This window comes from Neisseria perflava, assembly GCF_002863305.2.
Lineage (GTDB): Bacteria > Pseudomonadota > Gammaproteobacteria > Burkholderiales > Neisseriaceae > Neisseria > Neisseria perflava_A.
The window spans coordinates 110,966-133,807 of record NZ_CP136962.1 but is presented as its reverse complement, the minus strand read 5'-3'; the positions used below and the strand labels follow the sequence as shown (position 1 = coordinate 133,807).

At 46.6% G+C, this 22,842-nt stretch carries 23 protein-coding genes and 1 riboswitch; of the genes, 13 read left to right on the top strand and 10 right to left on the bottom strand.

Annotated features, from left to right (window positions below; translation table 11 throughout):
* From CYJ98_RS00575 to rlmD, 4 genes are all read right to left on the bottom strand, one after another.
* A complete protein-coding gene (locus CYJ98_RS00575) occupies nt 1–537 on the bottom strand; it encodes a GTP-binding protein (RefSeq protein ID WP_003748733.1) in 537 nt (178 codons plus the stop codon).
* Nucleotides 538–547: 10 nt separating this feature from the next.
* The gene (locus CYJ98_RS00570) at nt 548–1,651 is read right to left on the bottom strand and encodes a response regulator transcription factor (RefSeq protein ID WP_101755886.1); all 1,104 of its coding nucleotides are present in this window, start codon (nt 1,649–1,651) and stop codon (nt 548–550) included.
* A gap of 23 nt (nt 1,652–1,674) precedes the next feature.
* A complete protein-coding gene (locus CYJ98_RS00565) occupies nt 1,675–3,150 on the bottom strand; it encodes a 23S rRNA methyltransferase (protein ID WP_101755885.1) in 1,476 nt (491 codons plus the stop codon).
* 124 nt (nt 3,151–3,274) lie between these two features.
* Nucleotides 3,275–4,600 (bottom strand): 23S rRNA (uracil(1939)-C(5))-methyltransferase RlmD, encoded by a 1,326-nt coding sequence (rlmD, locus tag CYJ98_RS00560; RefSeq protein WP_101755884.1) that lies wholly within the window; start codon nt 4,598–4,600, stop codon nt 3,275–3,277.
* Between the two features lie 139 nt (nt 4,601–4,739).
* On the opposite strand from rlmD, the gene CYJ98_RS00555 reads away from it, so the two are divergent.
* Nucleotides 4,740–5,801: a L,D-transpeptidase gene (locus CYJ98_RS00555; protein ID WP_101755883.1), complete on the top strand. Its 1,062-nt coding sequence runs from the start codon at nt 4,740–4,742 to the stop codon at nt 5,799–5,801.
* A 95-nt stretch (nt 5,802–5,896) separates the two neighbouring features.
* Here the strand turns inward: CYJ98_RS00555 and queC are convergent, their stop codons facing one another.
* On the bottom strand, nt 5,897–6,556 hold the full coding sequence (gene queC, locus CYJ98_RS00550) for a 7-cyano-7-deazaguanine synthase QueC (RefSeq protein WP_101755882.1): 660 nt from the start codon (nt 6,554–6,556) through the stop codon (nt 5,897–5,899).
* A 3-nt stretch (nt 6,557–6,559) separates the two neighbouring features.
* A riboswitch (PreQ1 riboswitch) is annotated at nt 6,560–6,605 on the bottom strand.
* Between the two features lie 71 nt (nt 6,606–6,676).
* Between queC and CYJ98_RS00545 the strand changes: the two genes are divergently transcribed.
* Nucleotides 6,677–7,276 carry a CDP-alcohol phosphatidyltransferase family protein gene (locus CYJ98_RS00545; RefSeq protein WP_101755881.1) on the top strand — a complete coding sequence of 200 codons (600 nt, stop codon included), beginning with the start codon at nt 6,677–6,679 and terminating at the stop codon, nt 7,274–7,276.
* Nucleotides 7,277–7,417: 141 nt separating this feature from the next.
* Here the strand turns inward: CYJ98_RS00545 and CYJ98_RS00540 are convergent, their stop codons facing one another.
* Both CYJ98_RS00540 and CYJ98_RS00535 read right to left on the bottom strand, forming a co-directional pair.
* Nucleotides 7,418–9,064: a Pycsar system effector family protein gene (locus tag CYJ98_RS00540; RefSeq protein WP_419150076.1), complete on the bottom strand. Its 1,647-nt coding sequence runs from the start codon at nt 9,062–9,064 to the stop codon at nt 7,418–7,420.
* 381 nt (nt 9,065–9,445) lie between these two features.
* Entirely contained in the window at nt 9,446–9,730 is a 285-nt protein-coding gene (locus tag CYJ98_RS00535; RefSeq protein WP_004519602.1) for a PepSY domain-containing protein, read from the bottom strand.
* A gap of 231 nt (nt 9,731–9,961) precedes the next feature.
* Between CYJ98_RS00535 and CYJ98_RS00530 the strand changes: the two genes are divergently transcribed.
* The 11 genes from CYJ98_RS00530 (at nt 9,962) to ubiT (ending at nt 20,532) form a co-directional block, all read left to right on the top strand.
* On the top strand, nt 9,962–10,732 hold the full coding sequence (locus tag CYJ98_RS00530; protein ID WP_101755879.1) for a PP2C family protein-serine/threonine phosphatase: 771 nt from the start codon (nt 9,962–9,964) through the stop codon (nt 10,730–10,732).
* Nucleotides 10,733–10,888: 156 nt separating this feature from the next.
* Nucleotides 10,889–12,631 carry a bifunctional alpha/beta hydrolase/class I SAM-dependent methyltransferase gene (locus CYJ98_RS00525; RefSeq protein ID WP_101755878.1) on the top strand — a complete coding sequence of 581 codons (1,743 nt, stop codon included), beginning with the start codon at nt 10,889–10,891 and terminating at the stop codon, nt 12,629–12,631.
* Nucleotides 12,632–13,087: 456 nt separating this feature from the next.
* Nucleotides 13,088–13,675 carry a hypothetical protein gene (locus CYJ98_RS00520; RefSeq protein WP_101755877.1) on the top strand — a complete coding sequence of 196 codons (588 nt, stop codon included), beginning with the start codon at nt 13,088–13,090 and terminating at the stop codon, nt 13,673–13,675.
* Nucleotides 13,676–13,679: 4 nt separating this feature from the next.
* On the top strand, nt 13,680–14,966 hold the full coding sequence (locus CYJ98_RS00515; protein ID WP_101755876.1) for a phosphatase PAP2/dual specificity phosphatase family protein: 1,287 nt from the start codon (nt 13,680–13,682) through the stop codon (nt 14,964–14,966).
* 2 nt (nt 14,967–14,968) lie between these two features.
* Nucleotides 14,969–15,343 (top strand): hypothetical protein, encoded by a 375-nt coding sequence (locus CYJ98_RS00510; RefSeq protein WP_101755875.1) that lies wholly within the window; start codon nt 14,969–14,971, stop codon nt 15,341–15,343.
* A 63-nt stretch (nt 15,344–15,406) separates the two neighbouring features.
* Nucleotides 15,407–16,114 (top strand): lysophospholipid acyltransferase family protein, encoded by a 708-nt coding sequence (locus CYJ98_RS00505; protein ID WP_101755874.1) that lies wholly within the window; start codon nt 15,407–15,409, stop codon nt 16,112–16,114.
* Nucleotides 16,111–17,100 (top strand): phosphatidate cytidylyltransferase, encoded by a 990-nt coding sequence (locus CYJ98_RS00500; protein ID WP_101755873.1) that lies wholly within the window; start codon nt 16,111–16,113, stop codon nt 17,098–17,100. Before CYJ98_RS00505 ends, CYJ98_RS00500 begins: the two co-directional genes overlap by 4 nt.
* A 108-nt stretch (nt 17,101–17,208) precedes the next feature.
* Complete coding sequence (locus CYJ98_RS00495) at nt 17,209–17,829, top strand: DUF2238 domain-containing protein (protein WP_101755872.1); 621 nt, start codon at nt 17,209–17,211, stop codon at nt 17,827–17,829.
* A 334-nt stretch (nt 17,830–18,163) separates the two neighbouring features.
* Nucleotides 18,164–19,171, top strand: a complete 1,008-nt coding sequence (ubiU, locus tag CYJ98_RS00490) for a ubiquinone anaerobic biosynthesis protein UbiU (protein ID WP_003748766.1) — start codon at nt 18,164–18,166, stop codon at nt 19,169–19,171.
* A gap of 10 nt (nt 19,172–19,181) precedes the next feature.
* A complete protein-coding gene (locus tag CYJ98_RS00485) occupies nt 19,182–20,099 on the top strand; it encodes a U32 family peptidase (RefSeq protein WP_101755871.1) in 918 nt (305 codons plus the stop codon).
* Nucleotides 20,086–20,532 carry a ubiquinone anaerobic biosynthesis accessory factor UbiT gene (gene ubiT, locus CYJ98_RS00480; RefSeq protein WP_101755870.1) on the top strand — a complete coding sequence of 149 codons (447 nt, stop codon included), beginning with the start codon at nt 20,086–20,088 and terminating at the stop codon, nt 20,530–20,532. The genes CYJ98_RS00485 and ubiT overlap by 14 nt, the downstream gene beginning before the upstream one ends.
* 150 nt (nt 20,533–20,682) lie before the next feature.
* Here the strand turns inward: ubiT and ccoP are convergent, their stop codons facing one another.
* The 3 genes from ccoP to ccoO are packed head-to-tail and all read right to left on the bottom strand — an operon-like array spanning nt 20,683 to nt 22,842.
* On the bottom strand, nt 20,683–22,029 hold the full coding sequence (gene ccoP, locus CYJ98_RS00475) for a cytochrome-c oxidase, cbb3-type subunit III (RefSeq protein ID WP_101755869.1): 1,347 nt from the start codon (nt 22,027–22,029) through the stop codon (nt 20,683–20,685).
* On the bottom strand, nt 22,029–22,226 hold the full coding sequence (locus CYJ98_RS00470) for a cbb3-type cytochrome oxidase subunit 3 (protein WP_003748776.1): 198 nt from the start codon (nt 22,224–22,226) through the stop codon (nt 22,029–22,031). The genes ccoP and CYJ98_RS00470 overlap by 1 nt, the downstream gene beginning before the upstream one ends.
* Nucleotides 22,227–22,230: 4 nt before the next feature.
* Complete coding sequence (gene ccoO, locus CYJ98_RS00465) at nt 22,231–22,842, bottom strand: cytochrome-c oxidase, cbb3-type subunit II (RefSeq protein WP_003748778.1); 612 nt, start codon at nt 22,840–22,842, stop codon at nt 22,231–22,233.

Here is a 22,842-nt window from a genome sequence, read left to right as displayed (position 1 = left end):
TTATACCTCTAATCCGGGGTCAATTGAGAACAACATGGCAGTAACCAATTGTTTTACATCGTCTTCTCGACGCGCATCAATCTCAAAAACCGGTACATTAAAATTATTCTGTGCTAAATATTTTTGATAAACATCCACGCTTGGTAAGGATCGGATATCCATCTTTGTTACCCCTACAACCAGAGGCGCTTTTTTCAGCAACTCCCGGAATGCATCCAAGAAGAATTGCAAGTCTTTCAATGGATTGCTTCTTGTATTATCCAAAAGAAGCACCAAGCCCATACTGCCTTGGCTCAGAATTTCCCACATGAAATTAAAACGCTCCTGACCAGGCGTACCATAAAGGTGAACCTTAGTTTCCTCATCCAAATGAATGACACCGTAGTCCATTGCCACAGTCGTGTACCCCTTGCGGACAAGTGTCATATCGGATGCGGATGCATCGGTTTGAACCGGCGGTTCATCAGATAAAGCTGAAATTGCAGTGGTTTTACCTACGCCAACAGGACCGGTAAAGATAATTTTATTTTCTTTCATGACGTGTCCTTTACGATTTGCCCAGCAACTTACGCATCAGGCGTTGCAACAGGCCGCGAGGTTGTTCTTTAGACGGACCGGCAATTTTTTGAGCCTCTTTGCTCATTGCTGTTTCAGGTACATCTTTGCTATTCACATCAATCTGTTCATTCAACGAAGGCGCATTGTGCGCATCAGTTGCAAACTCTGTATCTGTCGCCAAAAAGCCTGTCATATATGTTGCCGATAAATAATTCAAAATATCAGGCATTTCTAAAGGCATGACTTTATAGAGGATGTTCAGATTAACAGATGTTTTCGTCAAAAATGCCGACAAACGCATAGATTCCGGAACATGTGCCAAACGGGTTAAGTTTGGCCAACGCTTGAGTGTAAAGACAGTTTGCGGCGTCATCGGATAAATCAGACGGCCTGATGCAGTCCAAATAGCCATTTGCCACAAGCATGACATAATAGTGACTTTGGCTTTTTCTTTCCATTGAGGATTATCAGGAACAGCCTTACACACGACAGCCAAGTTATCGTTCTTACACAATTTCTCCAACTCATTGGCACCAACTGTCAACAGTACACGCTGAATACTAGGAAACACGATTAATATCGGCTTACCTTCATGCAAAACAGCAACATCTTGATGTCCTTGACTGGCAAATTTCAGCGCACCCAACAAGCCTTTATTTGGATTAAATCTGCGAATGGTTGCTTTTCTTGTACCATCAGAATTGGATTGTCTTTTATTCTCTTCAGCCGCTTGTTGCTCAGACGGCTCAAAAACATTGCCACCTTGAGCCAGGCTGCGCAAAACAGGAAACAAGGTATCAAATTTGACCGGCTTAGCCAAATAAGGAGTCGTTACTGTCGGCAACTCGGAAGAAAACATAGCCACAGGTACTTCCGGATAAGTTTTCTTCGACTCTTTCCAAGCTTCTACACCTACCGGAGTATCGGTATCAACCAATACCAAATCCGGTTTTTCATCAGAATCAGGGGAAACGATGACGTAATTCGTCGTATTGTGCATTTTAAATGCCATACGGAATACCGCCTGCTGTTGCTCACCCATCTCCTGTAACATAACCCGTATGGTTTTAATTTTTGGTAAATGATTATTCATCACTCGTACTTTCTACGATTATCTTATTTTTTTGAATATTGGTTCATTCGTTGCAAGAGACGGCTCATTGCCAAGACAACCTCTTCAGGCAGGCTGACAACACGCTCACGCAACAAGCGCAGAAATTGTTCCAAACGTCCCCAATCTTCAACGCGTTCGTACAAATCAAACAAGATAATGTACAACTGCGATTCTTGAGGATACTGCAAAACAGCCTGTTCCAAAGTACCGATGGCCAAATCTAACTGACCGTAGGCCAACAAAGATTCCACTTCTTTCAGAGCTTCATCAGCAGGTGAAGAGCTGGCGCTGATAACCGAAGAGTCTTTTTGAACCAACTCACGATATTTGGCTTTCATCTGCAAAGAACTTGGCTGAATATAACCGCGCTTTAAGCCAATCTCTTTAATTTGCTGCTCAGACGGCCCTTTTTCCAAATCATCAAAAATTTCGTGATAACCAAGGCTATAACCCCAACCAAGCATACGTTCTTTTACTTGACGGCCATATTGACCCAAAGAGTGGTAAAGCTTCCACAGATGCTTGGCAAACTGCCCTACTTCTTCATTCTGATAATCCAGACGCAAGGCATCGATAATGAGACCAGCAGGCTTCGCAGAAGTTTGGATTGCTTTGTTGTATTGATGCAAAGCAGCCTCGTAGCTGATCTTGTCTTTCAGGATTTTTGCACTACGTTCCGGTTTGGCAAAACCAATAACCGCGCCCATCTCTTCAGGGCTGATTTCGCCAAAGTCTTTCTTGCCTAATACGATAGGCGCACGTTTGCCCATACCTGGCACGACAATGCGTTCAGCCGAATCGTTCTCAAAGGCAATATGCTCGTCGGAAGAAACTTCCAAACCGCTTTGCTCGCCAATTTGACGGTCCACTTCCTGCATATTCCAACCGAGATGATGCTCGGCGAAAACACGCAGGCGTAGGTTGGTAGAATCCAAAGCCAGACCGGCTTTCAGGTATTCGGCTACGCTGTCTTCAGAAAGGGAAGCACTATGGCGCTCAAGCGTATCCGCCAGCATATCGATATTGCCAACTCGCAGATTCAAACCAATTAATTCATGAACCAGCTTTTCCGGAGCACCGTCTTCCAAAGTATTGAGATAACCGGCCAAAGACTCTGCAGCCTTACTCTCATAGCCGAACTGTTTATAAACCTGATATTCGGTCAACGGATCGACTTCTTGTGCGGAGACAGAAGCTGTTGCATCGTTTGAGCCACTTCCACCCCATTCCCAGTCTTGATTATCCGCATTGGAAACTGTCTGGTTGACCTTCTCAATCCAGTCGTTTCCATCCTCAGAGGAGGCTGTATGAGCAGCAGATGTACGGCCGCTTTTTGATGCATGTGCGCTTTGTTTGTCTGAATTGTTACTTTGTTTATGACGAACAAAAAACAACACCAGCAAAAAAAGCACCAGCAAAAAAATAGTTAAAAGTTGATAGTTCAAGAACACCTCCCGGTCTTGTGCTGCAAACTGCATTTATTAACATCTGTTGCTTTACACGCAACTTCAACGTTATTCATTCCCCAAACGAATGATGATAACATGAATGCACTCATTTTTACATTAAAAACCCTACTCACATAAAGGACTTGATACCAATTTACAACTCGAACACACCGATGGATTCAACATGCGAGGTTTGTGCAAACATATTCATGATTCCCGCCGCCTTAAACTTATAGCCCTTATCAACCAAGACACCGGCATCTCGTGCAAATGTTGATGGATTGCATGAAACATATACTATCTTTTTGGGAAAAAACGGCTTATGTAGCGATTTGACAACAGCATAAGCCCCACTTCTCGGCGGATCCAGTAGCATCTTGTCAAATTGCCCCCATGACTCAACAGTCTTTTCATCGGTATCGAACAAGTCGGCAACAGAAAACGTCATATTCTCGGCACAATGATTTAGGTGGGCATTTTCCTTTGCCCTATCTACCAAATAATCAGCGCCTTCAATACCGACAACCGATGCGCCACTTTTTGCCAGCGGCAAACTGAAATTGCCCAAACCGCAAAACAGATCGGCAATCCGCTCCCCTTTTTGAGGATTTAAAAGCCTGACAGCCCTTGCCACCATCACTTCGTTCAGCTGCGCATTAATCTGCGTAAAATCACCGGGTTTGTAAGGCATTTCCACATCGAATTGAGCAAAAGTATAGTTCAGGGCAGGCACGTTCTCAGGGTAAAACGGCAAGGACTCGGCATGATCCTGCAGCCATATTTGCCATGCCTTTTCAGCACCTGACAATATCTTATCAAACCAATTACGCAATTCGCTTAATATTTGCCCAAACGGTTGATTTACGAAACGAATGTTGAGCACCGTCACATTTTTCCCGCAATAAAACTCAACAAATTTCACTTTTACACCATCATCATGCAGCTTTTGCAGCAAATTACGGACATCAGGCAATCTATCGGACACATGTTTAGGCAAAATATGGCAATGGCGGATATTGACGACATCATGGCTTTTTTTGGCCTGAAAACCGAGTTTCAGACGGCCTTGTTTATCCACCGAAACACTCAAACGCGCCCTATCGCGATAATACCAGGAGTAACCATATAAAGGAGGCAAAATTATCTCTGGCTTGACCTTACCTATCCGTTCCAACTGCTCTTCCAAAATCCGTTGCTTTAATGCAACTTGCGCTCCGAAAGAAACATATTGAAGCGAACAGCCGCCACATGTATCAAAATAGCAACATGCGGGCTCGACACGTTCGGAAGAAGCCTTCAAAACCTTTTCAACTTGAGCCTCTGCAAACTGCTTTTTCTCTTTATGAGTGGTAAACGTTACACGCTCCCTAGGCAGTGCACCGCCAATAAATACAGTCTTCCCATCGACTCTGGCAACACCCCTGCTCTCATAATCCAAAGAAAAAACTTCCGCCTCTTGATACTGTTCTTTCACACCCATACCGTTTCCGTCACTCAGCAGTTGCCCGACCGTTTGACTGTCTTCTAATACCGAAAGCGCATATTTTCTCACAAAAACACAGAGTTTCAGGTATCATGCGCCAAAAACTTTCATTTCAAACCCTACAAAAAAAGACGACATGAAAAAAATACTGTTCGGCCTGACAGCCGCCCTTTTAACTTCAGCCGCTGCTGCAAACACACTTATTCCAGACGTCTCCCCCGCCTCTTCCGGACAACACGTCGTTATCAATATTACGCAACAGCGTTTGTTCCTCTACGACAACGGTAAACTGAGCAAAATTTATCCTGTTGCCGTCGGCAAAGCCATGACCCAAACCAATCTGGGCGAACATAAAATCGGCGCAAAAGCCTACAACCCGGTTTGGCATATCCCTAAATCTATTCAAAAAGAACGCAATGACGGCGTAAAAAGCGTACCGGCCGGCCCAAACAATCCGCTGGGCCCGGTATTTGTCCGTCTTGGCGACCCTAAATTGAGCCTTGGCATTCACGGCACCAATGCCCCTGCCAGTGTACCCGGCGTCCGCAGCCATGGTTGCGTGCGCATGAAATCGCCTGATGCATTGGAATTCGCCAAAACCATCGCAACAGGTTCCCCTGCCTCCGTTATCTACCAAATGGCAAGCCTGAACGAAGATGCCAACCAAAACTTATGGCTGGCTGCCTATCGTGACCCATACGACAAGAAAAACCTTGATACGGCTACCCTGAAAAAAAGCATTGCCGCCTGGGCAAAAGCGCACGGTAAAACTATTCCTGCCGCGCGTGTGGATGCAATCCTGAAAGGACGCACCGGCGCAGCAAACTGTCTGACTTGCGCCAAAGGTGTAAAACTCAAATCTCCTTTGAAGTCTTTGGCATGGACCAGTGGCACGGATGCTTACAGCAAACCTAAAGTCATGCCGAAACCGGCTCCTGCTAAAGATGTGGTATTGCCTCAAGGCACTGAAATCGAAGTCGATGCTACCGACGATGCAAACAAGGTAGCGTCTGAACCGAAACAAAGCGTTCGTCCGACTCCGGTGAAACCGGTAAAACCTGCTATCAAACCGGCAACCACTCCGACTGATACTCCTGCTTCTGCACCTAAAGCCGCTTCCGAACCGGCTACTGCTCCTGCCTCTGCTCCTGTGAAAGATGCTCCGGCAAGCAGCGAACCGGCAGATTTGCTGTTCTAAGCAGAACAAAATACATAGCCAAAGGCCGTCTGAAATGAATTTTTCAGACGGCCTTTTCGTACAACTGGATATTGGAAATATATGCCCCTCTTAATTCAGACGGCCTTTTTACTTTCCAAATATTCCGACAAACCGCGCTCGCGCAAAATACAGCTTGGGCATTCATGACAACCACCAACCACGCCGTTATAACAGGTATGCGTATGCTCGCAAATATAATCCAACACACCCATTTCATCCGCCAATGCCCAAGTTTGCGCTTTGGTTAAATACATCAAGGGCGTGTGGATTTGAAAAGCGTAATCCATGGCCAGATTCAATGTAACATTCATCGACTTAACGAACACATCGCGGCAGTCAGGATAACCGGAAAAGTCAGTTTCGCACACGCCGGCAATGATATGGCGTATTCCCTGCCCTTTGGCGTAAATGGCGGCGTAAAGCAAAAACAAAGCATTGCGTCCATCTACAAATGTATTGGGCAGGCCGTCTGAAGCTGTTTCAATGGATGCCGTATCATCCATCAAGGCATTGTGTGTAATCTGTTGCATCAGGCTCAAATCGAGTACTGTCTGCTTCACGCCTAAATCTTGGGCAATCCAACGCGCGCGCTCCAATTCGATGGCGTGGCGTTGCCCATATTGAAAAGTGATGGCCTGCACATTTTCACGGCCATATGTTTGAATTGCCTGAATCAGGCAGGTTGTTGAATCCTGCCCGCCCGAAAAAATAACGAGGGCCTGCTGTTTTTCCATAGTAAATTCCTAGTTTTGTTAACGCGGGAGGTTTGCGAACCGCGTAATTCGAAGATTGACGGATTATAACGGATTTCGTCTATAATCACGGCACTTCATCGTCTTTTATATAGCATAATTATGAGTATCTACGCCCTGAAACCAAAATTTCAAAACCTGTTGCGTCCCATTGTTAAGCGACTGTATCAAAAAGGCATTACTGCCAATCAGGTTACCCTGTTTGCCTGCGTCGTTTCCATTTTGATCGGTTTGCTTTTAGCATTGTTTGCAGATATATCCACATTATTCTGGCTTTTGCCGATCTGGTTGTTCATCCGTATGGCGCTGAATGCGATGGACGGTATGCTGGCACGGGAGTTCGGCCAGCAATCGGCATTAGGCGGTTATTTGAATGAAATCACCGATATTGCCGCCGATGCTGCTTTGTATCTGCCTTTTGCCTTTATCGCGCCTTTCGGCGGCGTGCAAATTGCCCTGTTTATTTGGCTGGCGGCAATGACCGAGTTTTGCGGCGTTTTGGGACAAGTCCACGGCAACGGCCGTCGTTATGACGGGCCATTCGGCAAAAGCGACCGCGCATTCTTTATCGGCGCATTGGCAGTATGGTATGCAATCGCCGGCAGCTTCCATCCGACTTTCTATATCCTTATGTGGCTGGCCTGCGCGGCATTGGTTTATACCTGCTACAAACGTGTCATCAATGGCTTGAAGGCCGTCTGAAACTTGTCCACGTTCTTGGGTTAATCACCGTTGATTAGAGTATTCAAACCCATCAACCTGTTTTACTGAAAACAAAAAAGGCCGTCTGAAACCATAAAGTTTATGGTTTCAGACGGCCTTTTATTCAGTAGCCAAGATAACTTACTGTTTACCCAGTTGGCTGTAATCTACCAACATATACTTGGCAGTAATTTTCTGCGAAGCATTACCTTCGTCACCCATCAGAATCATTTGAGGCTTGCCGTTAACGATAATCGAATCGACGGCTTCAACGTTGGTGATGTGTTGCAGATTAGGCAGGGAGATTTTTTGCGGTTCATCGGTCGGATTACCGCTCCAAGTCCACAGTTGTGAGAATTTCTGTCCATTCTCATCCTTCACTTCATTGGCAATCACGTAGGTTTTCAACACAGGATCATAGTTGAGGGAACGGATACCGCCGCCATCAATATCAATCACCGCCACTTCATCAAACTCAGGTTTGGCATTGCGCTCAAACACATCTTTCGGATTGCTGATAAACGCAACAAAAGCCATGTTGTTGAACTCAGGATCACGGAACCCCAAAACAAGACGTTTTTTCACCGGATCAAACGCCATGCCCTCAATATTGATTTCGTCAAAAGAAACTTCTGCCTTGGTTCGCTCGCGAATCAAATCATGCAGCTTGTGATCGGTTTCCAAAACCTGCGTCAGATTGTCGTAGCTGGTCAGCCCCAACACGTTGCCGTCTTGGATTTTAAAGCGCATCAAGTGTTCGCGGTCAGGCGAGCGGTTGCCTTTACGGGTGCGCGAATGTGAAGTCAGCGCGTAGATAAAACCTTCCTCGTCGCGCGCCAAAGCCTCCAAGTCGCTGAGACGACGTTTGAAACCGGTAATCACGCGTGTATCCAATGCCTCGTCTTCCACAAACCTGCCGGTTTTATCAATGCTGATGATACTGAATGCATGGTTGGGTTCGTCTTCCGCAATCAGCAACTTACCATCCGGAAGCTGTTGTACGGCAGAAGGCTCAAATACGCCGTTAAACATATTGATACCCAGCGAACGCAGCTCTGCCGCGTTGTTGGCCGGAGGCATCAGCAATGACGGCAATGTTTTCACGCCGATAAACGCCACCAGTGAAGCCAGCAAGCCCCAGCGGAATACCGCGTAAGATAAGTTAATGTATTTGAACTGTTTATCCGCCAACAAACCAAGCCAGTAAAGATGGTCGCTCATCTTTTCATAGATTTGTTTACGGTCACCCATAATCTCCTGCATCATTTCCCAATATTGATCTTTTTGCAGCTTCACACGGTCTTCATAAATCAAAATATTGGGCTGGCTGCCGCCAAAAAAGCGCGTTTCGGTGCTGCTGAGGCGGGTTTTCAAATCCCGCAGTTTCGAACGGCCGCGGACAAAATCCTTCAACCATGTACGCGCCGCCTGCATTTTGCCGATACGTTCCGGCGAGGCAGAAAGCAATGCAAACACGATAGACGCGGCGGCAGTAATCATAAACGTACTGGCTGGAATCAAAAATTCGGGCGACGATGAAAAAATAAACGCACCCGAAATCATCAGAGCAGAAACAATAAAACCATTCAGCGAAATCATAATGTTCGCTTTGGTTGCCGCCAGCGCCAACAATTCCATCTCCGAGCGTACAGCGTTACGGAACATGGTTTCCACGCCCTTATTCGTACCCAACAGATCAGACGCATTCAAATCCTCAGCTTTATTTTTTTTCTTCTTCGCCTTATCTTTTTTACGTTTGGCCTTCTTCTCACTTTTTTCAGACGGCATCTCAGGATGTTCAACCACTTCCTGACCTTCTACTGCTTCCTGAATTTCTACCGCGTCAGCCACAACCTCAACTTCGTTTTCAACAACACCGTTTTGATTGTGATCCCAAAAATCAACATCCTGTTGGGATTCGGTAGCTGCACTATCGTTTAGAGGTTTTTCTTGGTCGCCCATCTGCTTCGGCCGACCATCTTCCTTCCAATCATTCAAACTCATATCATGACTCCCAACATCAAACACTTTGAATTAAATGGAAAATAAAAAGCATATTTAGTTCATTTATTTCAGATAATTTACATGCCATTTACATTCTTTAAATGCCTAAATAGCAAACTGTCGCAGGACCAAAAGCCCTGCGACAATCCACTTTATATCGAAATATTAATAATCGATGCGTTCTTTAATAATTTTCAAATCAGGGTAAGACAAAACAATGTCGTACTCACGACCATCTTTAAAAGCCTCGATATCCAATACAGGCTGGCCACGACGGCTATCGGCTTCAACATCGTGAACTTGATAGCCGCGTTGTTCCAAAATTTTTACGGCTTTAGCACGATTTTGCTCGAAGTTTTTATCGCTGTAGATTTTGTGTTCGATATAATCACTGGCACCGGCAGTAGCGGCAGACAAAGCAACGATGGCGGTCAATAAAAATTTTTTCATGTTTGATTTCCTTTTTAAATGTGTATTCGGGTTTCGATGGATGTATTAAAACATGACAAAATTAGCAGTTAATTAGTGCTTGGTTAAACGCAGTAAAGGCCGTCTGAAAACTGTTCAGACGGTCTTTAACCTTAATCATCAAATTTCAAACGTATTGCTCAAGTGTAAATCCGGAGGGTTAGAAACGATGAAAAGCCTGCAGCGAATATTCACCCAACAAATGGATAAATCATGAACAAATTTTGCGAAATTACCTTTTGCCAACAAATCGGCAGCAACAAACAACACAACCAAGATGCCCTTTTTAACGGCGAACAAGTGTTTCAATATAAACTCAAAACCGCTGAAACACGTCTTGAAACCCGTCCACACTTTATCATCGGGATAGCTGACGGCATTTCCAATAGCAACCATCCCGAAAAAGCCAGCAAATTAGCCATGCACCTATTAAGCCGTACAGCCAAACTCAGCCGTCAAACCATCAATCATATACAAGCCGCTTTATCTAAAGAGTTGGCGGAAGATTATTTTGGTTCCTCAACCACTTTTGTTGCCACAGAAATCGACCAAACCACCGGCAAAACCAAAATCATCAGCGTAGGCGACAGTCGCGCCTATTTGATTGATACACAAGGAAAATGGAAGCAACTGACCCAAGATCACTCGATACTCTCCGAATTGCTGGATGGTTTGTCGGATAAAAAAGAAGAAGAGTTCGCCACCATATATGGCGGCGTTTCTTCTTATCTAGCAGCGGATTATTCCGAATTCCAAGACAGAATGTGTCATATCGAACTTACGCTTAAAGCAGGAGAAAGCCTGCTGCTTTGTTCAGACGGCCTAAGTGATGCTCTTTCAGAAAAAATAAGAGAAAAAATTTGGCAACAATATGATAACGATAAGTCCCGTCTGACTGTGTTTCGTAAATTAATTGCAAAACAAAGAGTTTATGATGATATGTCGGTAGTAGTTTGTAAGGCTATCCAAACACCCTCTATCTAACCTTTTAACAATCACTGTCATCAGTTTTAAGTAAAATTTGAAACCATCTTTTACCATTTCTCTCCATCATTGCATTCGTCCGTCTATCGGATAGTCATTGCATTTATCCAATATGTCATGATACTGTTCAAAAAATATGACTATTAGGAGTTTCTCATGTCCGAACAGCAAAAATTCTTTTCTACCCAAGATGGGACTTCGCTTTTCTACCGCTATCGCCCTGCTGCTGATGGTTCTTCCGACAAAGCCATTGTGCTGTTCCATCGCGGGCATGAGCACTCCGGCCGGATGATGTTTGTGGCGGATGAGCTGGGTTTCAACGATTTTTCCTATTTCGCTTGGGACGCGCGCGGTCATGGTTACAGCCCCGGTGAACGCGGCGATAGTCCAAGTATCGGCACTTCGGTTTCAGACGTAGATGATTTTATCCGACACATTCAAAGCGAATACGGCATCAAACCTGAAAACATTTGCGTGATTGCGCAAAGTGTCGGAGCGGTATTGGTTTCTACTTGGTTGCACGATTACGCGCCGAAAATTCGTTGCGCCGTATTGGCTTCGCCTGCGTTCAAAGTCAAACTCTATGTTCCGTTTGCACGTACCGGTTTGAAAATTATGCAAAAATGGCGTGGCAATTTCTTTGTCAACAGCTACGTCAAAGCCCACTATCTGACCCACAATGTCGAACGTCAAAAAAGCTACGACAATGATCCGCTTATTGCCCGCGCTATTTCTGTGCGCATCCTGCTGGGTTTATATGAAGCGGCCGAACGCGTCGTTGCCGATGCACAAGCGATTACTACGCCTGTACAACTGTTGATTTCAGGCAGCGACTGGGTTGTTCATCACAAACCGCAACATGATTTCTACAATCGCTTAGGCAGCCATATTAAAGAACGCCATATCCTGCCCGGTTTCTACCACGACACCTTAGGCGAGCAAAACCGTGAAATCGCGTTTGTTGAAATGCGCCGTTTTATCCGCGAGCGTTTCAATCAGCCTTTGCAACAAGTCGATCTGACTCAAGCACACTTATTTGGAGACAGTCGTCGCGAAGCTGACGAACTGGCTACGCCTTTGCCTATTTGTACGCCTCGTAGCGCATTTTGGGCAACATATCGCGCCTCGCTCAAACTGGGTTCGCGCTGGAGTGAAGGTTTGAGAATCGGTCAAGAAACAGGTTTTGATTCGGGTAGCACGCTGGATTACGTCTACCGCAATCAACCGCAAGGCAGCAACGCTTTCGGTGTATGGGTGGACAAATACTATCTCAACGCCATCGGCTGGCGCGGCATCCGCCAACGCAAAGTTAATATCGGCAAAGCCATTCAGACGGCTTCAGCCAAACTGCGTGAAGCAGGCAAACCGGTACACGTTTTGGATATCGCGTCCGGTCATGGCCGCTATGTATTGGACGCACTGACTGCCGACACATTGCCTGATTCCGTACGCCTGCGTGATTACAGTCCGATTAATGTTGAAGCTGGCCGCAAGCTGATTGCAGAACGCGGCTTGCAAGACACGGTTACCTTTAACGAGGTCAATGCCTACGACCGCGCCAATTATCACGATTTACAGCCGCGCCCTACCCTAGGCATCGTCTCCGGCTTGCACGAATTGTTTGCCGACAATGATTTGATTTTGAACTCGCTCTACGGCTTCGGCGAAGCCATTGAAACCGGCGGCTACCTGATCTATACCGGCCAACCTTGGCATCCACAGCTCGAAATGATTGCCCGCGCCCTGACCAGCCACAAAGCAGGCAGCCCAAACTGGGTAATGCGCCGCCGCAGTCAACAGGAAATGGATCAGCTGGTTGAAAAGGCTGGTTTTGAAAAAATACATCAATGGATAGACGAAGACGGTATTTTCACCGTGAGTTTGGCAGTGAAGAAATAAAAAGAGCAGTTTATCAATTACCGTTGTTTCGCACACAGAAGAATTTTTTTGGATTTCTTCGTGTGCAAAATGGCGGTTGAAATATGCAAAAATTTTTAGTTTTGTCTGGCAATCGATAAAACAACGAAAGGTCGTCTGAAACTTTATGTCTGTTTTCAGACGGCCTCAATAAAGCTTAAACCGTTCATCTAAAATTAACAGCTAATACGAATAGGTCCGCAGTTTTTAAAGATAAAACAGTTACATATATCACTAATACCCTACCACATTTACGTGACGTTCAAATTTATAGCGATATTCAGTTTTTTACCATTGTCACATTATGATAAACAACATAGTCTGCAGGAGTACCAGTAGTAGATAAGAATTTCATCTAGTATGACTCCTAGCCATTCAAAGAAATTCTCGGGAAAAGTGATTACGCTTGTATAAATTTTAATAAATTGAAACTTCATAATGAAAAAACTACTTGCATTACTACTTGTTTCTACCTTTTCATCCGTCTGCTATGCCGATGCGGTTGACTGGACACTTTTGCTGCAATCTATGAAGAAGGGTTGTACGTTTGATTCTGAAGCCTTGCCTTATGGAAAGTCCGACATCGGCAAACTGCCTGCCAAATACCACGCATCCGTTGCCCGAAGCCACAGCAAGCAGACAGCGTCAGATGGTGAGGCATTCACTATTGAATTGAAAAATTCTGTTGCTTTTGGGCAGCCCTTATCAGCTTTGATCATTGAATCTAATGAAGGATACGGCTACGTCAAAATGAAATTTGCCCGAAATGCCGATGTATCTAAGCTTATCCCCTTATTCACAATACCAACCAATAAACAACGCGGTATGTTGGCCGTCGGCATGGCGAAGAATTTTTGTGCCAAAGATGCAAATGGGACGTTGACTGAATACCAATCTTCACAGCATCACTGGCGAGCCGTTTCAACAGATGGTCCGTGGCAGGAATTCCGCTACCATCCAAAAGAAAACGCTTTATCCTGCCTTCGCTCCGATCAATACGGCGATGAATTGAGATGTCCAAAATAAGTCCATGAAACCCACCCTCAAAACCTCCCTGCTCAAGCTGATTTTAGTCGGTATCCTGTTTTACACCAGCTACGGCCTATCCAATCATTATGCGGCATCGCTGGACTATGTGCCTGAAATCGCTTTTGCATGGGAGAGCAATATTCCGTTTTGGGCATGGACGATTGTGCCTTATTGGTCGCTGAACCTGATGTATGCCGCGGCATTTTTTCTTTGCCGTGATACACATGAACAAAACCGATATGTTGCGCACCTTGTAGCCGCCCAACTGATTGCGACTGCTTGCTTTGTGCTGTTTCCGCTGCGTTTCGGATGGCCCAAACCGCCCGCCGATGGGCTGTCAGGCTGGCTGTTTGATTCATTGGCTGCATTTGATTTGCCGTACAACCAAGCGCCATCTTTGCATATCGCGCTGGCGATTATCGTAGGTGCATTTTATTGGACGCGCTTTCCAAAAATCCGCCTGCCGCTTTTCTTATGGCAAAGCCTGATTGCCTTGTCGGTACTGACGACTTATCAACATCATTTTATTGACGTGCCGACCGGAGCATTGCTTGGCTGGCTGGTATTGTGGGCTTTCCCGCGTCAGATAACTTCGCCGTTAAGACTGGGCTCAAATGATGTACGCTCAAGAAAGATTGCGCTTCTGTATTTGCTTGGTGCGTGTTTGACTGCGTTACCTGCGCTGCTGGGTAGTGTGTGGCTGTGGTTGATATGGATTAGCGTGTCTTTACTGATGGTGGCTTTTGCCTATTTGACTGGAAATGCGGCCTTCTTCCAAAAACAGGCTAACGGTAAATTATCGGCGGCAGCGACGGTTTTGCTGTTGCCTTATCTGGTGGGCGTACGGCTAAACATGGCGTATTGGTTACGCGGTAAGGTGAAAACGGCACCAGTCCGCAATGATGTATGGATTGGCAGCGTTTTGGGGATTTCAAACCATTTGCCTGCCGTATTGGATATATGCGCCGAATATCCCTGCCGTAGCTATCCAAGAGAATATCGCGTCCTGCCTTTACTGGATATGGTAACGCCGTCTGAAAACGATTTGGTTCAGACGGCCTTGATATTGGAAACCTTACGCCAAAAACACGGTAAAGTGCTGGTATGCTGCGCTTTAGGTTATGGAAGAAGTGCCGCAGTGGTGCTGACGTGGCTGCTGGTCTATGGTGACTGCAAAAACTTGGAGCAAGCGAAGACCGAACTCAAACAGGCTCGGCCGCAAATAGTACTATCGCCGGCCACCGCCCAAGCAGTCGAAGCTGCAGCAAACCGTTTAAAACAAGGATAATGATGGACAACACAACCAATAGCCGTATTACTGCCCACCTGCTCTCTACCGCACATTATGTTGCCGCCTGCAATGCCTTGCTGCTCGCCTTGTCGGCAAAATATGGCGGCGCATGGTTTGTAGTGCAACTTGTCTTGGCAGCAGTTTTGCTGTACTGCCATATCCGCATTCACTTCGACCGTTGCGTGTTCCAAGACTTTGCCGACAACCACTACGCTCCTGAAGACTTCGACCACGCCTTACAGCAAAACGGTTTGCGTCAAACTTCAGGCAGCCGTACTTTGACCCAACGGATAAACGGCGCACTTTCCTTATGGCGCAAAAGCTTATACCTGACCGCCGCACAATTTTTAATTTTGCTTATCCAAAGCATTTGATTATTTTTGCTGATTTACCCAAACCAAATCTAGAGCGGTATCTCATTTCAAAAGGCAGAAACAATGAAAAACTTCCTCAAAAAACAACTTGCCTGGCTGACCGACCAAGCCTTATGTCTGTCGGTCTCTTTTCTTACGGGCGTACGCCCTAAAAGCCCGCGCGAGCTGACATTCAATCAGCACCAAAAAGTCTATTACGCCAATCACGGCAGCCATGGCGATTTTGTATTGGTGTGGATTTCTCTGCCCCGCCGCTGGCGCTTGTCCACGCGCCCTGTAGCCGGTTCGGATTACTGGCTGACGAGCAAACTCAAACGCTTCATCATTCAAAATGTTTTCAATGCCTTACTGATTCCGCGCCATAGCGATAATCCGCAAGCGATTACCGAACAGATGAAAGACGCGCTGAACGCAGGCGACTCTTTGATTATTTTCCCTGAAGGCACGCGCAACACTGACGATAACACCATCCTGCTGCCGTTCAAGTCCGGCATTTATCATCTGGCAAAAAGCAAACCCAATACCGAATTTGTGCCGATTTGGATCGACAACATCAGCCGCGTACTGCCCAAAGGCAAAATCCTGCCTATCCCGCTTTTGTGTGAAGTCCATATCGGACAGCCGCTTACTTTGCAGGAAAACGAAGACAAAGACAGCTTTTTGACACGTAGCCGTGAAGCGCTGCTGGCACTCAGGCCGTCTGAAAACGACCGCAGCGAGCTTCGCCAAAATGAACCTGAAGTTCAGCAAAACAAAGGAGGACAAGCATGAGCCTTTCTACGACTTCCCAACAAATCATTGTCGAACAAGCCGCCGCTCATCTGACTCCGCAAGCCAGCTATATTTTTGTCGGCGTATTTGCCGTATTGTGTTTTGCCAGCATCATCGGACAATGGCTCAAGCGCAAAAATGGCGCAGATAATGCCACCATTGCCAACCTCAACGCCCGTATTTACGCATGGTGGCTGATGACGCTGGTGTTGCTGGGCGCGTTTTGGTTCGGCAAAATCGGGACGGTTATACTGTTCTTCCTGATTTCATTTGCCGCACTGCGCGAATTTATGACCCTCGTCTATCGCCGCCGCAGCGACTATTACAGCATGGTGGTCTGCTTTTACCTGCTGCTGCCGGTGCAATACTATTTCGTCTATGACGGCTGGTACGGCATGTTCAGTATTTTTATTCCAGTTTACGGCTTTTTGATACTGCCGATTATTGCCAGCCTCAGCGGCCAAACCGCGCATTTTTTAGAACGCGCCGCCAAAACACAATGGATGGCGATGATTTGCATCTTCTGCCTGTCTCATGTTCCGGCGCTGATGTTTCTAGACTTGGACGGCTTCGATAACGGTAACAATATCCTGTTGCTGATCTTCCTGATTGGGGTGGTACAAGTATCGGATGTGTTGCAATACGTTTGGGGCAAACTGATTGGCGGTGCAAAAATCATGCCTTCGCTTTCCCCGTCCAAAACCATTTCCGGTACAGTCGGCGGTATTTTATCAGCCACAGCCATTGCCGCTCTGATGGCGCCGATTACGCCGTTCTCCCACAGCCAAGCAGCCGCTATCGGCTTTATTGTCTGCCTGATGGGTTTCTTTGGCGGCCTGGTTATGTCTGCCATCAAACGCGATTACGGTGTCAAAGACTGGGGCAATATGATACGCGGCCACGGAGGTATGCTTGACCGTGTGGATTCGATTTGTTTTGCTGCACCCGTGTTTTTCCACATCACCCGTTATTTTTGGAACGGCTAAACTTCAGGCCGTCTGAAAGCTGTTTTTCAGACGGCCTTGAATGTCTAAAACTGCAGCCCTGCCAATCCGTTATACAATACGCAACCATTATTACTACATACACACAACATGAATAAACCCTCTCCAATCTTTCCCATTTTTCTTGCTGCAATTATCTTCACCCTCATTGTTTGGTCAGGTATCAATCCCCATGACCGCGCAGTCTGGTACGCCGAAATCATCCCCGTAGCATCCGTATTCTTCCTTCTTGTTGCTACCTACCGCATTTTCCGCTTCAGCAACTTGGCCTACTTATTCATGAGTTTTTGGCTGATTATGCATTCCATCGGTGCATACTACACTTTTGCAGATGTACCGTTTGAATCCATCAACCACTTTGTCGAACCGATTTTGGGCGAAAACCGCAATCATTACGACCGTATTGCCCATTACATCATCGGCTTTTATGCCTATCCGATGGCCGAATGGCTGCTGCGCCGCAAGCTGTGTAATCTGCCGCTGGCTTTGTTTTTCGGCCTGTTCTTCATTATGAGCGTGGCTGCCGCCTATGAAATCATCGAATGGCAATATGCCGTTATCGACGGCGGAGAGGCCGGACTGGAGTTCTTGGGTTCTCAAGGCGATATTTGGGACGCGCAAAAAGACATGCTTGCCGATACTTTGGGCGCGTTAACCTCGCTGTTTATTTTTGTGTTTACCCGACCCGATAAGCGTTTGGGCCTCTCTTAAATATATCCCTTTAAAGCGAAAGGCCGTCTGAAACCAGATTTTCAGACGGCCTTTTTTCATTTTTCTATCGCCATTATTGTAAAAATTAATAAATGCGATAGTTAAAAACATAAGCCGATTTTGAAACAAAATTCGTCATCAAAATTTTTAAGCACATGAAATATATAAAAAACAACGTCTGTTAAGATTTTGTAAACAATATGCCTACGTCAATCTGAATTTTTCGATTTGATTTAAATCAGCATATCTTGTGCCATTAATCCATAAAATATCCGGAATTCTACAAAATATTGATTAACCCGATAGAGGTTATCATCAAGACGAGGAACACAAAATGCAGAAAATTCCAGAATTGGTCTGCCCCGCCGGCAATCTGCCTGCACTGAAAACCGCTGTGGACAACGGTGCGGACACGGTTTACATGGGTTTGAAAGATGCGACCAATGCACGAAACTTTCCGGGACTGAATTTCGATATGAAATCTGCGCGGGAAGGCGTAGCTTACGCCCATGCGCGCGGGCGCAATGTACTGATGGCCATCAATACGTTCGCACAAGCCGGTCAAGTGGAGCGTTGGCACGCTGCTGTGGATACGGCGGCGGATTTGGGTGCCGATGCGATTATTGTTGCCGACCCCGCCATTATGGCGTATGCGGCAGACAAACATCCGAATTTACGCCTGCATATGTCAGTACAAGGCTCGGCCACCAATTACGAAGCCATCAATATGATGAAAGAGCTGTTCGGCATCCGTCGTGCCGTTTTGCCGCGCGTGCTGACCATCGATCAGGTCAAACATGTAATTGACAATACTGATGTGGAAATTGAAGTCTTTGGCTTCGGCAGTTTGTGTGTGATGGTGGAAGGCCGTTGCATCTTGTCGAGCTATGCAACAGGCGAATCGCCCAATATGCAAGGTGTCTGCTCTCCGGCAAAATCCGTCCGCTGGGAACAACTGCCCGACCGCATGAACGTACGTCTAAACCAGGTATTGATAGACCAATACAAACCCAATGAACCGGCAGGTTATCCAACCTTGTGCAAAGGCCGCTTTGAAGTCAATGATGAAACCTACTATGCTTTGGAAGAACCGACCAGCCTGAATGTTTTGGAAATGTTGCCCGAACTCATCAAAATCGGTGTGTCCGCCATCAAAATCGAGGGACGCCAACGCAGTCCGATGTATACGGCACAAGTAACCAAATCCCTGCGCCAAGCACTGGATGCAGCCGCAGCCGACCCGTCGCATTTCAAAGTCAATCCGTCCTGGAACAATGCCTTGAGCAAAGTTTCGGAAGGTCATCAGACAACTTTGGGTGCATACAACCGCCCATGGAAATAAGGGGAAGAAAATGAATTCATTGAAATTGTCGCTGGGCCCTATTTTATTTTTCTGGCAAAAAGAAGCACTGCTGGAATTTTACGTTTCCATGCTGGATACGCCGTTGGACACTGTTTATTTGGGTGAAGTAGTCTGCTCACGCCGTCAGAAAATGCGCTTTGCCGACTGGTTCGGACTGGCTGAAGACTTGGCGGAAAGCGGTAAGGAGATTATTCTTTCTTCACAAGTCCTGCTCGAAAGCGAATCCGATCTGAAACGCCTGCGCAAAATTACGGAGCAGGGAAAGTTTAAAGTTGAAGCCAACGACATGGGTGCGGTCAAATTGGCACGCGAACACGGCATCCCGTTTGTTGCCGGCGCAAGCCTGAATATCTACAACGAAACTACTTTGGACGTATTCCGAAAATTAGGGGCATTCCGCTGGATTGCACCGTCCGAGCTGAGCCGCGATAAGGTTGCCGAAATCATCAAGGCTTCAGACGGCATTGAAACCGAACTCTTCGCTTGGGGCAAAATGCCACTTGCCTATTCATCACGTTGCTTTACCGCCCGCCATTACAATTTGAATAAAGACAGTTGCGAGTTCCGCTGCCTCGACCACGAGCACGGTATGGCCATGAATACGCGCGAAGGCCAGCCGTTTCTCACCATAAACGGCATCCAAACCATGTCTTACGGCTGCCAAAACCTACTGCCCCACCATGAAGACTTAAATAAAATCGGCGTGAATATGCTCAGACTGTCGCCACAAATGCACGGCATGGCTGAAATTATCCAAATTCACCGCGATGTATTGGACGGAAAAGCCACATGGGAAGATGTCCGCCCCGAGTTGGAACGACTGACTACCGGAACACTGGTTGACGGCTATTGGCGCAGTCAGCCCGGTATTGAAACCGTGAAGGAGGCATATTATGGCGCTGCCTGAAATCATATTACCCAAATGGATGACAAAAATCGGTACCAAACTTCCCGGCAAACCTCCACGCTTTGTTTTGGTCTCCGTATTGAATACCATGCTGAAAAAAGGTTTACTGCCTGCCGATATGGAACTTTTTGTCGGAAGAAAATTCGAAATCGAAGTTTTGGATGCCGGTATCAAAGTACGGTTTAGTGCCGATACGGAAAAATTCCTGGACGACAACTTCAGCGGCGCCCCCGATCTGAGGCTGGCGGCCAACGGTATAGACTTCATGCGCATGATGATGCGCGAGGAAGATCCCGATACCTTATTTTTCAACCGTAAATTGCAAATCGAAGGCGATACGGAACTGGGGCTAATTACCAAAAACTTACTCGACAGCGTCGAGTGGCCTTTCAGCGAATGGTTCCTGAAACGCAGTACGTCCACTTTGGATTGATTAATTTTGGTTGAACCAAGAACAAAGGTCGTCTGAATGTTTCAGACGGCCTTATATATTTTGCCTCTTTGATATGTCTTTTCTTATTGGTTTTATCAAATATAAAAAAGCGTACCTTGTTAGGTACGCTTTTTTCAATCCGACTCAAAATTAGAATTTTGCACCGGACTCATTTGCCATAAAGTCTACAGCCGCTTTAACCTCATCGTCACTCAAGCTGCTGTTGCCGCCTTTGGCAGGCATTGAATTAAAACCTTCAAGCGCGTGTTTGTGCAAAGTGTCTTTACCTTGCTTAATTCGAGGAGCCCAGTCGTCTTTTTTACCGACAACAGGTGCGCCCGGAATCATACCGCCATGACATGTTTTACAGTTGGCTTCAAAAACAGCTTTGCCGTCTACCTTAACCGGAGCCGCTTCTGCTTTTTCAGCAGGTTTGGCTTCAGCAGCCGGAGCAGCTTTAGCATCTGAAGCAGCTTTATCGGCAGCAGGAGCCGAAGCGGCTGCCGGAGCAGAAGCATCGGCAGGTTGAGCTGCCGGAGCAGGCTCGGCTTTTTTAGCAGGAGCTTTTTTACCGTCTTTGTTGGACAAACCCCAAACATAGGCGGTCATGATGTGCAGCTTGTCTTTATCAAGGAAGTGACCCCAAGCAGGCATTTGGCTGCTGCGGCCGTTGGTAATGGTTTCGGTAATCGCTTTTTGAGTACCGCCCCACAACCATACATCGTCGGTCAGATTTGGGCCGAGGCCTTGGATACCTTGACCTTTGTCGCCGTGACAAGTGAAACAGTTGGCAGGTGGGCCGCTAAACAGGACTTTACCGCGTTCGGCGCGTTCCTCATCGTATTGGCCTTTAGGTTTAGAAAGGGACATCACATAATGTGTTACGTTTTTCACGCCTTCTTCACCCAAAGCAGGACCCCAGGCCGGCATAGAGGCAGTACGGCCTTTTTCGATGGTTTCCTGAATCTTTTCAGGTTCGCCGCCCCACAACCAATCGTCGTCGGTCAAATTCGGGAAGCCTTTTGAGCCTTTGGCATCTGAGCCGTGACATTGGATACAGTAGGTATTGAAAAGGTTTTGTGCAATAGCACGGGCTTCAGGATCTTTAGCCACTTTCTCAATCGGCATATTGGAAAATTTAGCATACACTTTACCGTATTGCTGATTGGCTTTGGCAACTTCTTCTTCATATTGACCATGGCTGCTCCAGCCCCACAGGCCTTTGTAATCGCCGATACCTGGATACATAATCAGGTAGCCGACGCCAAACAGCCATGTGCAGACATAAAGCCAAAACCACCAACGTGGCAGAGGGTTGTTGTACTCCGAAATACCGTCCCACTCATGGCCTGTGGTTTTTACTTCTTCGCCTTTTTTAGGGCGTTTCACAACGTTTTGCGAAAGCAGAAGCCAAGCCAGGCCGATGAAGCTGAGCACGACGATAACGGCAATATATATACTCCAGAAACTACTGGTAAATTGGGATGTTGTGTTCATTATTTTGCTCCGTGATCACGGACTGACTGAGCTTGATCGTCCTTTTCAGACGGCCTTTGTTCGTCATTATCGAAAATACTGCTGGCAGCATCGTCATAGTTTTTCTTATTGCGTCTATTGAACACAATATAGAGGACTAAAATAAAGCTGATGAATACCCAAACAGTAAAGAGCGAGCGAGCCCAGTTAGCGTCCATGATGTTACCTTACGTTTTTCAATGCCAAGCCCAAGCCTTGCAGGTAGGCGATAACAGCGTCCAGCTCTGATTTGTTGGCCAGCATTTCAGGTGCTTTGGCAATTTCTTCATCGCTGTAAGGTGTACCCACTTTACGCAGGGCTTTCATATGCGCCACAGTTGCCTCGGCATCGACTTTATTGCGTGCGAGCCATGGGAATGCAGGCATATTGGACTCCGGCACAACGTCGCGCGGGTTCAGCAGGTGGATGCGGTGCCATTCATCGGAATAACGGCCGCCGACACGAGCCAAATCCGGACCGGTACGTTTAGAACCCCATTGGAACGGATGGTCATAAACAGACTCACCGGCAACAGAGTAATGACCGTAACGTTCAGTTTCTGCACGGAATGGACGAATCATTTGAGAGTGGCAGTTGTAGCAGCCTTCGCGCACATAAATATCGCGACCGGCCACTTGCAGGGCGTTATATGGTTTCACGCCGGGTGCAGGTTCGGTAACTGCCTTGGTGAAGAACAGCGGAACAGCCTCGATCAGAAGGCCGACGCTGACTACAAGCAGGGTGAATACAATCAGTACACCGACTTTTTCTTCAGCTAATTGTTGTAATTTCAT